Source organism: Microbacterium yannicii PS01, assembly GCF_000304335.1.
GTDB lineage: Bacteria > Actinomycetota > Actinomycetes > Actinomycetales > Microbacteriaceae > Microbacterium > Microbacterium yannicii_A.
The window spans coordinates 1-11229 of sequence record NZ_CAJF01000053.1; the positions used below are offsets into that span (position 1 = coordinate 1).

At 71.5% G+C, this 11229-nt stretch carries 10 protein-coding genes and 1 pseudogene; 4 read left to right on the forward strand and 7 right to left on the reverse strand.

Translation table 11 applies throughout. From position 1 onward, the window contains the following. Positions 1–484, forward strand: a 484-nt coding sequence (locus WYM_RS18400) for a DUF1206 domain-containing protein (RefSeq protein ID WP_019182317.1), incomplete at its 5' end; no start/stop codon positions are given. A gap of 59 nt (positions 485–543) precedes the next feature. Here WYM_RS18400 and WYM_RS18405 read toward each other — a convergent pair. Together WYM_RS18405 and WYM_RS18410 are read right to left on the reverse strand one after the other, a co-directional pair. Then, positions 544–2610, reverse strand: a complete 2067-nt coding sequence (locus tag WYM_RS18405) for a PhoX family protein (RefSeq protein WP_019182318.1) — start codon at positions 2608–2610, stop codon at positions 544–546. A 105-nt stretch (positions 2611–2715) separates the two neighbouring features. Further along, positions 2716–3774 (reverse strand): TIGR00730 family Rossman fold protein, encoded by a 1059-nt coding sequence (locus tag WYM_RS18410; RefSeq protein WP_019182319.1) that lies wholly within the window; start codon positions 3772–3774, stop codon positions 2716–2718. Positions 3775–3865: 91 nt separating this feature from the next. On the opposite strand from WYM_RS18410, the gene WYM_RS18415 reads away from it, so the two are divergent. Then, positions 3866–4387: a pyridoxamine 5'-phosphate oxidase family protein gene (locus WYM_RS18415; protein ID WP_019182320.1), complete on the forward strand. Its 522-nt coding sequence runs from the start codon at positions 3866–3868 to the stop codon at positions 4385–4387. 30 nt (positions 4388–4417) lie between these two features. On the opposite strand, the gene WYM_RS18420 is transcribed toward WYM_RS18415, so the two are convergent. Next, positions 4418–6214 (reverse strand): proline--tRNA ligase, encoded by a 1797-nt coding sequence (locus tag WYM_RS18420; RefSeq protein ID WP_019182321.1) that lies wholly within the window; start codon positions 6212–6214, stop codon positions 4418–4420. Between the two features lie 116 nt (positions 6215–6330). Between WYM_RS18420 and pcp the strand changes: the two genes are divergently transcribed. Then, positions 6331–6966 carry a pyroglutamyl-peptidase I gene (pcp, locus tag WYM_RS18425; RefSeq protein WP_019182322.1) on the forward strand — a complete coding sequence of 212 codons (636 nt, stop codon included), beginning with the start codon at positions 6331–6333 and terminating at the stop codon, positions 6964–6966. Between the two features lie 21 nt (positions 6967–6987). Here the strand turns inward: pcp and WYM_RS18430 are convergent, their stop codons facing one another. Beyond that, positions 6988–8193: a benzoate/H(+) symporter BenE family transporter gene (locus tag WYM_RS18430; protein ID WP_019182323.1), complete on the reverse strand. Its 1206-nt coding sequence runs from the start codon at positions 8191–8193 to the stop codon at positions 6988–6990. Positions 8194–8248: 55 nt separating this feature from the next. On the opposite strand from WYM_RS18430, the gene WYM_RS18435 reads away from it, so the two are divergent. Further along, the gene (locus WYM_RS18435) at positions 8249–9673 is read left to right on the forward strand and encodes an RNB domain-containing ribonuclease (protein ID WP_019182324.1); all 1425 of its coding nucleotides are present in this window, start codon (positions 8249–8251) and stop codon (positions 9671–9673) included. Positions 9674–9685: 12 nt separating this feature from the next. Here the strand turns inward: WYM_RS18435 and WYM_RS18440 are convergent, their stop codons facing one another. From WYM_RS18440 to WYM_RS18450, 3 genes and pseudogenes are all read right to left on the reverse strand, one after another. Further along, positions 9686–10297, reverse strand: coding sequence for an energy-coupling factor transporter transmembrane component T family protein (locus tag WYM_RS18440; RefSeq protein WP_019182325.1), 612 nt, complete (start codon positions 10295–10297; stop codon positions 9686–9688). Further along, entirely contained in the window at positions 10291–10974 is a 684-nt protein-coding gene (locus WYM_RS18445; RefSeq protein WP_019182326.1) for an energy-coupling factor ABC transporter ATP-binding protein, read from the reverse strand. Before WYM_RS18445 ends, WYM_RS18440 begins: the two co-directional genes overlap by 7 nt. Next, a pseudogene (locus WYM_RS18450) lies at positions 10971–11229 on the reverse strand (acetyl-CoA C-acyltransferase); the annotation flags it as partial. The pseudogene WYM_RS18450 and the gene WYM_RS18445, both read right to left, overlap by 4 nt.

Sequence of the window (11229 nt, forward strand, 5' to 3'; positions counted from 1 at the left end):
GGGCAAGGCCGCAGTCTTCCTGATCCTCGCCGCGATCGCCGCCGCCGTCGCGATCGGCGCGCGACCGGATCCGGACGAGAGCGTCCAGGAAGCCAGTCGCGGGCTGCTCGACGTTCCGGGCGGCCCGTGGGTGCTCGGGCTGATCGGCGCCGGCATCGCCGTGAGCGGCATCGTCTTCGGGGTCATCGGCATCCGGCGCAAGTTCCTCGAGGGCTTCACCCTTCCCGAGGGGAGTGCCGGCATCGCAGTGAACGCGCTCGCCGTCGTCGGCTACCTCGCGAAGGGCGTCGCGCTGGTGGCGGTCGGCGTCCTGCTCATCGTCGCGTCGTTCACGAGCGAGGCCGACGACACCGGCGGGCTCGACGCCGCGCTGGACGGACTGATGGCCCTGTCATACGGACCCGCCGTGTGCGGCGCTGTCGGGGTCGGCCTGATCGCCTACGGAGTCTTCCTCGTCCTCTCGGCTCGCTTCCGGAACCTCTAGGAACGCCCGCGGCGCACGCGATCCTGACGGATCACAGGCGCCGCGAACGTGCCGGGCCGTCAGGCCCGGTGAACCTGCACGACCGACGGGCGCGGCGCGGTGGGCACATCGCCGGGCGCGGTGGAGCCGTAGTCGGGGAAGATCGACGTCGGCGCGGCGAAGGTGCCCTCTTCACCCGGGTGCTGCACGGCGACGAAGACGAATCCCTCGGTGTCGTGGATCACCGGACCGCAGGTCTCGGCGTCCCTCGGGACGGCGAGGAACTGCTGCACGTGCCCGCGCTCGGGCCCCTCCAGCGGCACCTTGTACAGCGCGTCGTTGTAGCCGATCGTGCTCGGGGCGCCGTCGGTCGAGATCCAGAGGTTGCCCTCGGAGTCGAACGCGACGTTGTCGGGGCACGAGATGGGCGAGACGAGCTCGGGCGGGAAGCCGGCGAAGTACGTGTTCGCGTTGCCGGCCGGGTCGCCGCACAGGAGGAGGATGTTCCACGCGAACGTCGTGCCGGACTGGCCGGCCGTCTCGGTGAGCTCGATGACGTGCCCGTACCGGTTGCCGGTGACCGGGTTCGCCTCGTCCACCGGCGACGCGCTGCCGCGCTGCGAGTTGTTCGTCAGCGCGACGTAGACCTTGCCGGTGCGCGGGTTCGGCTCGACGTCCTCGGGGCGGTCCATCTTGGTGGCGCCCACGGCATCCGCTGCCAGTCGGGTGTAGACGAGCACCTGCTCGGTCGTGAATCCCGGAACGACCGACACGCCATTCTTCGTCAGCGGGATCCACTGGCCGCTGCCGTCGAACTGGCCGTCCGAAGGCAGTGCCCCGCTGCCGGTGATCTCGGCCGACGGGGAGTCGCCGGCGAACTTCGCCACGTACAGGTCGCCTTCGGCCAGCAGCCGCATGTTCCTCCGGCGGGAGGCCGTCATGCGGTTCTTCGATACGAACTTGTACAGATAGTCGTTGCGCTCGTCATCGCCCATGTAGGCCACGACCCGCTTGTCCTGACCCACGATGACGTTCGCGCCCTCGTGCTTCATGCGTCCCATGGCGGTGTGCTTGAGAGGGGTCGAGTCGGGGTCATCGGGATCGATCTCGACGATGTAGCCGAACCGGTTGGGCTCGTTCACGAAGGCCGGATCGTGGGCGTTGAAGCGCGGGTCGTACGTCTCCCATCCTGTCGACGTCGACGTGGAGCTCGACGCCTGGTAGCGCTTCTGGCCCGGCGTGTCGGCGGCCCACGCGAAGTAGCCGTTGAAGTTCTCCTCCCCCGACAGGATCGTGCCCCACGGGGTGGTTCCACCGGCGCAGTTGCCGAGCGTGCCGCGCACCCAGCGGCCCTCGGGGTCCTCGGCGGTCTTGACGAGGTCCGTCCCGGCGGCCGGACCGGTCAGCTCGAAGACCGTCTCGACGGTGATCCGGCGGTTGCGGCGGCCGTCGACGACATAGCCCCACGGCTCGCCCTTGCGCCGACGCTCCAGCTCGACCACGGAAAGTCCCTGCGCGGCCTTGTAGATGTCGCCGCGACGGCGCAGCTCCGCGGGATCGCTGGACGGCGGGAACATGATGCCGGGATTGACGTACTCGTGGTTGGTGACGAGAACGCCCCGCCGGCCGTTGTTCGACGCGAGGATGTCGAGGTAGTCGCAGTTGTAGCCGAACTGCAGCGCCTGCGCCTCCGGCGACTGCGCGTCGATATCGAAGGCGGGGGCGCTGGAGAACAGCGGGTCGCCCCAGCGGACGAGCGGACTCCACGTGTAGCCGGCGGGCACCGTGAAGGCATCCACGGTCCGCGCGACCGGAGCGATCGGCTCGAAGGCGAGTCCGGCGGTGCCCGGGCGCGCGAAGGAAGCTCCCGCCCCGGCCGAGCCTGCCGCGCCGGGGGTGGAGGTCGGCGCGCCGGGTCGGAAAGCGCCGACCGCGATCGCGACCGCGCCGGCGGCGCCGAGACCGAGCAGGGCGCGGCGCGACAGAGCTGCCGAGGCGACGTCACGGAAGTGCGGATTCGCGGAGGTGTTGCACTCGGGACCGACGCACGCGTTCGCGCACTTGAACTGACACGTGACCGCGGACCGCTTGCCACGGACGTGGTCCGCCATCGGAAGCGATGTGCGGGGGTTCTCGACGATGCTCATGGACGCCCTCCCTGACGTTCGACTGGCGTCAGCCTCGTCGCGCCGATCAACGGCGACGGGGCCGCCGGGTGAACGGATGGCGACGACACGATGAGAGCGCACTCATCACGCCGCTCGCGCGGGACCTGCGGGGGCGCTCTCCAGCCTGTTGAGGGCGCGGATGAGACGGTGCAGCGCACCGACCTGCACCTGATCGAGACGAAGGACGAGTCGCGGCAGGTCGAGCCGATCGTCGTCCTCGCGCTCGGGCCGAAGCGGCCCGCTCCGCTCGATGCGCCCAGAGACCAGGAGCGCGCCGAACCGATCATTGAGTTCGTCGACCTCGGCGTCGGTCGGCTCACTGCGCAGCCGGATCACGAGCCGGCCGCCCACCCAGCGCAGGGAGTCGTAGTTGCGCCAGAAGTCCGTGATCTCGGCAGCCGCCGCCTGGACCGAATCGGTGACGAGAACGCGATCGAAGTCATCCGGGGAGATGACGCCGCCCGCCACGAGCTGCTCGTCGATGAAGCGCTGCAGACCCTTCCAGAACGTGCCGCCGGGTTCGTCCAGCAGGACGATCGGCGTCGGCTCGGCCTTGCCGGTCTGCTGAAGCGTGAGGAGCTCGAACAGCTCGTCCAGCGTGCCGAATCCGCCGGGGACGCAGACGAATCCGTGCGACTCCTTCACCAGCATCAGCTTGCGGGTGAAGAAGTACTTCATCGCCACATTGCGCGCGTTCGCCGCGATGACCGCGTTCGGCTTCTCCTCGAAGGGCAGCCGGATCGACACCCCCAGCGACCGCTCCGGGCCCGCGCCCTCGGCGGCGGCCTGCATGATCCCCGGTCCGGCGCCGGTGACCACCATCCATCCGCTCTCCGCGAGTGCTCGCGCCACGTCCGCCGCCGCGCGGTAGACGTGATGATCGGCTCGGGTGCGCGCCGATCCGAAGATCGTCACTTTCGGCACGTCCTCGTACGGCGCGAAGAGCCGGAACGCCGCGCGCATCTCGCTCAGTGCCGCCGTGGTGATCTTCAGATCCAGGCGGCTGGCATCGTCCAGCCCGAGCCCCACACCGGTGACCAGGACGCGCGCGATCAGGTCGACGTTCTCGGTGATCCCGGCGTCGGCGATGACACGACGGAGATCCTCGGTCACCTCGGGCGACACAGCAGCGTCTTCGCGCATGCCACCAGCGTGCCACGTCTGCGGCGGTAGGCGGCGGCATCCGACATGTCAATGGCTTGCTCGACGGCACTGCGCGGCCCACGCTCGGAGGATGACAGACACCCATCCTCAGGAAGTCACCGGAGCCGATGCGATCGCCCGGATCAAGGAGCTGGTCGAAGACATCGACTTCACGATGCTCACGACCCTCGACGCCGCCGGGAACCTGGTGAGCCGGCCCATGAGCACCCGCCAGATGGACGACGCGGGCGACATCTGGTTCTTCACCCTCGATGACACCAAGAAGGTTGCCGAGGCCGAGGCCGACCCCGGACACGACGTCGGGCTGGCCTACATCGACGCCAAGGGACACCGGTACGTCTCGGTCGCCGGTCGCGCTCAGGTGGTCCACGACCGAGCCAAGATGGAGGAGCTCTACTCGAGCGATCTGCAGATCTGGTTCGAGGACGGACTCGAGACGCCCGGCATCGCCCTGCTGCGCGTCACCCCGGTGGAGTGCGAATTCTGGGAGCCTCGCCACGGCAAGCTCGTCACCGCCGCCGGCATGCTGAAGGCCCTCGTCACCAGGGACACCCCCGACGACACCATGTCGCACGGCAGGGTCACCTGCTGACGCTGCCCGAAGCCGCGGCCGCGGGGCGCGTCAGCCGCGCAGGCGGTGGACGGCGTCCTGCGCCGCGACGACCTCGCGGTCACCGGTCGCGCGGTCCCACACCTCGACCTGTCCCTCGGCGGCGCCGCGCCCGACGATGACGATCTTCGGCACGCCGACCAGTTCGGCGTCGCCGAACTTCACGCCCGGCGACGTCTTCGGCCGGTCGTCGTAGAGCACGTCGAGACCGGATGCCTCGAACTCGGCCGACAGCTTCTCGGCCAGCTCGAACGCCGCGGCGTCGCGACCCGTGGCCACCACGTGCACATCGAACGGCGACACCGACGCGGGCCAGATGAGTCCCTTGTCGTCGTTGTTGAGCTCGGCGATGATCGCGAGGATGCGGGTGACGCCGATGCCGTACGAGCCCATCGTGACGGTCACCAGCTTGCCGTTCTCGTCGAGGACCTTGAGCCCGAGGGTCTCGGCGAAGAAGCGTCCGAGCTGGAAGACATGACCGATCTCCATGCCGCGCGCCAGCTCCACCGGGCCGGAGCCGTCGGGGGCGGGGTCGCCGGGGCGCACGCTGGCCACCTCGACGAAGCCGTCCGCCGTGAAGTCGCGTCCGGCGACCAGGGTGTGGACGTGCTTCTCGTCGATGTTCGCGCCGGTCACCCACGCCGTGCCGTCGGCGACCCGCGGATCCAGCAGATAGCGGATCCCGGTGGCCGACTCCTCACCGAGGATGGGCCCCGTCTCGGACCACGGCCCGATGTAGCCCTTGACCAGCAGCGGGTGCCGCTCGAAGTCCGCCTCGGTGGCCTGTTCGACCGTGGCCGGAGCGAAGGCGACTTCCACGCGCTTGTCGTCGACGTCGCGGTCGCCGGGGAGCCCGACGATGACGAGCTCGCGGGAGCCGTCAAGATGCGTCAGCGCGAGAACCACGTTCTTGAGGGTGTGCGCCGCCGTCCACTGGGCCGCTCCCTCGGTCGCGGGGCCTGCGACGCCGGGCGCCGGGGCTTCGAGGTGCGCATTCGCGTGGTCGACGAGCGTCTGGATGGTGGGCGTGTCCGGCGAGTCGAAGATCACCGGCGCGCCGATCCCGTCGAACGGGATCGAGGCGGGCGGGGTGGTCGTATAGGCCTCGACGTTCGCCGCGTATCCACCGGCGGAGCGCACGAAGGTGTCTTCCCCGACGGGCGTCGGGTGCAGGAACTCCTCGGAGCGCGCGCCTCCCATCAGGCCGTTGTCGGCCTGGACGATGACGTACTCGAGTCCGAGCTTCTGGAAGATGCGCTCGTACGCGTCGCGCTGGCGCATGTACGAGGCGTCCAGGCCCTCGTCGGTGTAGTCGAACGAGTAGGCGTCCTTCATGGTGAACTCGCGGCCACGCAGGAGGCCGGCACGAGGGCGAGCCTCGTCGCGGTACTTGTCCTGGATCTGATAGATCGACAGGGGCAGGTCCTTGTACGACGAGTACAGATCCTTCACGAGGAGCGTGAACATCTCCTCGTGCGTCGGCGCGAGCAGATAGTCCGCGCCCTTGCGGTCCTGCAGCCGGAAGATGCCGTCGCCGTAGGACTCCCATCGCCCCGACGCCTCGTAGGGCTCGCGCGGCAGCAGGGCCGGGAAGTGCACCTCGTAGGCGCCCGCCGCCGCCATCTCGTCGCGGATGACCTTCTCGATCTTCGCCTTGACCTTCAGCCCCAGCGGGAGCCACGCGAAGATGCCCGGCGCGTTGCGGCGGATGTAGCCGGCGCGGACGAGCAGCCGGTGGCTCGTGACCTCCGCATCGGCGGGGTCTTCGCGGAGCGTGCGGAGGAAGAAGTGCGACAGACGGGTGACCACGAGGGTCAAGTCTAGGGCGAGCCGTCTGCACGCCCTCTCCCGACAGCGCGGGCGCTGCCGTGAGGCGCCCGCACGCGTGCGGGCAGCTCGCCCGCTACCCGTCCTACGCTGGACGGATGACCACCGTGCTGCTCACCGGGTTCGAGCCTTTCGGCGGCGACGCCGTCAACCCGTCGGGCGACGCCCTCCGGGTCGTCGCGGAGCGGTGGAGCGGACCGGAGGCGCTCGTCACAGCCGTCCTGCCCGTGACCTTCGAGGGCGCGGCACGTCTGCTTCGAGAGCTCATGGCCGAGCACCGGCCCGATGTCGTGATCGCGGCCGGGCTCGCCGGCGGCCGCGCGGCGATCGGCGTCGAGAGGATCGCGGTCAACCTCATCGACGCGCGGATCCCCGACAACGACGGCGTGCAGCCGGTCGACGCCCCCAGCGTCGCCGGCGCGGAGGCCGCCCGCTTCGCCACCCCTCCGGTCAAGGCGGTGACCCGGGCGATCGCCGACGCAGGCATAGCCGCCGAGCTGTCGCATTCGGCCGGCACCTTCGTCTGCAACCACGTCTTCTTCACGGCTCTCGACGCCGCGTCATCCGCCACCCGGGCGGGGTTCATCCACGTGCCGTGGTCCGCCGAGAGCGCGCCTGACTCCTCAGCCGCGACGCTGCCCCTCGCCGACATCGCCCGGGCGCTCGAGATCGCCGTGCGCACGAGCGTCGCTGTGGCGGAAGACGTGTCGGCGCCCGCGGGCGCCCTGCACTGAGGTGTGGCCGTCCCGGCCCTCCTAGCGGGGGCGCCGGCCGAGGTGCAGCACCTCGCGCACGACGAGGCCCGCCACGAGGGCCCAGAACGCGGCGCTGACTCCTGCGATCGCGACCCCCGACGCGGCCACCAGGAAAGTGATGACCGCCGGCAGCCGCTCCCCCGGGTCGTCGATCGCCTGCTGCACGGCCGAGCCGAAGGCGCCGAAGAGGGCGATGCCGGCCACCGCCGGGATCACCGCCGCCGGCGCGACGACGACGAGCGCGACGAGAGCAGCCGACAGGCCGCCCAGCACGATCCCCGAGGCGCCCGTCGACACGCCCGCCACCCACCGCCGCTTCGGATCCGGATCGGCGTCCGGCCCCGCGGCGAGCGCGGCGCTGATCGCGGCGAGATTGATCGCGTGACCGCCCGCCGTCGCACCGAGGGCGGTGCCGAGCCCGGTGACGAACATCGCGGGCCGCCAGGGCACGTCGTAGCCGAAGCTGCGCATGATCGCGACGCCGGGGACGTTCTGCGAGGCCATCGTCACCAGGAACAGCGGGAGGGCGAGGCCGACGACCGCGCCGACGGTGAGGGCGGGGGCGGTGAACTCGAGGCGAGGGATGAGCGACCCCGGCTCAATCGTCGCACCGGTCGTCGCGACGTGGACGGCGACGACGACGGATGCCGCGACGAAGGCGAGCGGGACGGCCCAGCGTGGTGCGACCCGCACGAAGACGAGCCACGTCACGATCACCGGGACGACGCCCCACGGGTCGGCCACCAGGCCGCTCACCGGTGCGAGGCACAGCGGCAGCAGCACGCCGGCGAGCATCGCCTGCGCGATCGACGGCGGGATCCGGGCGATCAGTCGCCCGAGCTGCGGCCACAGCGCCGTGAGCAGGATGAGGCCGGCCGTGACCAGGAATGCGCCCACCGCTGCCGGCCAGCCTCCCTCGACCGAGCCGGTGGCCGCGAGCACCGCCGCCCCGGGGGTCGACCACGCCACGGTGATCGGCATCCGGTACCGCCACGCGAGGATGATCGCCGAGATGCCCATCGTGACGCACAGGACGAGGAGGCCGCTCGCCGCCTGCGCCGGCGTCGCACCCACCGCGTCGAGGCCCGTGAGCACGACGGCGAAGGAGCTGGTCACGCCGACGAGGGCGGTGACGATGCCCGCGACGATCGGGCGCGACAGCGGGGCGCGAGCCTCAGCGGGCTGAAGGCGGGGAGTGTCGGTCATGAGATTCCCGACGGTAGCGGATCAGCGTCGCGATGCCCGTCGGTAGGGTCGTGACATGATGCGTCGCGTGACCCGCCTCTCTCCGTCGGCGGCTCAGAGTGAGCTCGCGCGGGCACTGGCCGCGCTCCGCGAGAGTCTTGCAGTACCGACGGGGTTCCCGGCCGATGTCGCGGCCGAGGCGGCCAGAGCCGCGGCCGCCCCGCTCGGCGACCTGCCCGACCTGACCGACGTCGACTTCCTCACGATCGATCCGCCCGGGTCGACCGATCTCGATCAGGCGATGCACCTCAGCGCCACCGAAGCCGGGTTCACGGTCCGGTACGCGATCGCCGACGTGCCGTTCTTCGTCGCCCCGCACGGAGCCCTCGACACCGAGACGCGCCGCCGTGGACAGACGCTGTACGCCCCCGACGGCCGGATACCGCTGCATCCCGTCGAGATCTCGGAGGACGCCGGCTCCCTCCTGCCCGATCGCACGCGCCGGGCCTTCGTGTGGGAGTTCTCGCTCAGTCCCGACGGCGCCTTGCGCGAGACGCGCCTCGCCCGCGCGCTCGTCCGGTCGCGGCGGCAGTGGACGTACGACGAGGCGCAGCGTGCGCTCGACGAGGGCACCGCTCCGGCGGCGCTGGCACCGCTGCCCGAGATCGGCCGCGCCCTTCTCGCCCAGGAGGCCGCCCGCGGCGGGGCATCGCTGAACGCACCCGACCAGGAGATCGTGCTCACCGCGCACGGCTACGGTCTCGAGCGACGGATGCCGCTGCCCGTCGAGGACTGGAATGCACAGCTGTCGCTGCTCACCGGCATGGCCGCTGCGCGCATCATGCTCGACGGAGGGGTCGGCATCCTTCGGATCATGCCCCCGCCCGACCCGGCGGCCCTCACCGCCTTCCGGCACCAGACCGAGCTGCTGGGCCTCCCCTGGCCGAGCGATCACGACTACGGAGAGTACCTCCGCACCCTGGACCGCAGCGACTCGCGAGCCCTCGCGGTGCTGCAGGATGCGGCATCCCTCTTCCGCGGCGCAGGCTACGCGGCGTTCGACACCGCACCGCCCGCACAGCCGCTGCAGGCGGCGCTGGCCGCGCCGTATGCGCATGTGACCGCTCCGCTGCGGCGTCTGGTCGACCGGTGGGGCCTCGTCGTCTGCGAGGCCCTCGCCCGCGGCGCGGAGGTTCCGCAGTGGGTGCGCTCCTCACTGGAGGAGCTGCCCGGCATCATGGCGGACAGCGCCGCGCGGGCGGGACGCCTGGAATCCGCCGCAATCGACCGCATCGAGGCGGCGGTGCTCGCCGGGCGCACCGGGGAGGAGTTCGAGGCGGTCGTGCTCGCGCGCAATGCGTCGCACACGCGCATCCAGCTCACGGAGCCGGCGGTGGAGGCATCCGTCGACGGCGTCTTCGGCGCGCCGGGCGAGACCATCCGCGTGCGGCTCGTCTCGACCACGATCGCAACGGGTGCGCTGGTCTTCGAGCCCGTGTAGCCACGCCGCCGCTCACCGCACGCCTCGGGCCGTGAGCGCTTCTCCCAGCCGGTCGGCGTGCGCGAGCGAGACGACCAGGAACGGGACGACGAACGTGCGCAGGCCGGCGCGGGCGCCGCGGGCGCGCTGCGCATCGCGCACCTCTGCGGCCAGTCGGGCCAGCACCGGGACCGTGCTCAGGGTGACCGCGAGCAGGAGCGCCGCGCGCTCCGTGTCGAGGTGGAGGCGCTGCAGCGGCCGAAGGCCCCGCGCCACCGCGTCCAGCAGGGCGGTCGTTCGCGTGGTGAGCACCAGGAGCGCCGCGATCACGAGCGCCGACGTGATCCGCGCGGCATTGGCGACGGCCGGCTCCGGCCCGAGGAAGAGGAGCTGTCCCGCGATGACGAGCACGATCACCCAGCGGACGGCGAGCACCTGGCGCGCGAGCTCGCGCATGCCCAGCATCCCGTCCCCGAGCCCCGCGATCGCGTACGCGAGGATCGCTGCCCCCGCGGCGACCGCCGCCGCCCACCAGAGGGACGGGAGGAGCGACACGGCGAGCACCGCGGCGAGGATCGCCGGCATCTTGACACCGGCGGGCATCCGATGCAGCCATCCGGTGCCGGCCCGGTACGCCGTCAGCATCGCAGCGTCTGGTCGTACTGCGCGATGATCGCGTCGGGCGCCCCGACCGCTGCCGCTCGACCATCCACGAACAGCACCGCGGCATCGCACCGCCGCGCCAGCGCGAGGTCGTGCGTCACCAGGACGAGTCGATGGTCGGTGCGGCGGAACAGGTGGTCGGCGACCACGCGCGCGTTGCGCGCGTCGAGGTACGCGGTCGGCTCGTCGGCGATCACGAGATCGGGCCGCCGGACGAAGGCCCCGCACAGGGCGAGCAGCTGCTTCTGACCGCCCGAGAGCTCGTGCGACGCCCGCTCCCGCAGAGCGTGCAGGCCGAAGCGCGCGAGCGCGGCCGACACCCGCTCCTCGCACTCGGCCGGCGCGAGCCGGTCGGCACGCAGCGAGAACGCGACGTCCTCCGCGACGGTGGGCATGACGATCTGCGCGTCGGGATTGCTGAAGACCAGGGCGACGCGGCGTCGCAGCTCGGCCGCCTGCGAGCGCGGGTCCAGCCCCAGCACGCGCAGCTCACCCGACGTCCGCGCCACCAGTCCGCCGATGAGGCGCGCGAAGGTCGACTTCCCGGAGCCGTTCTCGCCGATCACGGCCACGGTGCGCGCGTCGAAAGCGAGCGACACGTCGTTCAGGACGTCGGTGTCGCCGAGCCTCACACGAACGGACTCGAGGCGGATGCTCATCGCACGACCTCGACGACCGCGGCGATCCCGAGGCCGCCGCCCACCGATGCGGCGGCGACGCCGAGCGTCCCCGCCGGCGCTCCGCCGCGGACGAGCCGGCTGAACAGGCGAACGAGGGCGACTGCTCCGCTCGCGCCCCACGGGTGCCCGAGGGCGAGCGCACCGCCGTCTGCGTTCACCCTGGGGTCGTCCGACGGCGATCCCGAGCCGATCGAGCACCGCGAGGCTCTGCGCGGCGAACGCCTCGACGATCTC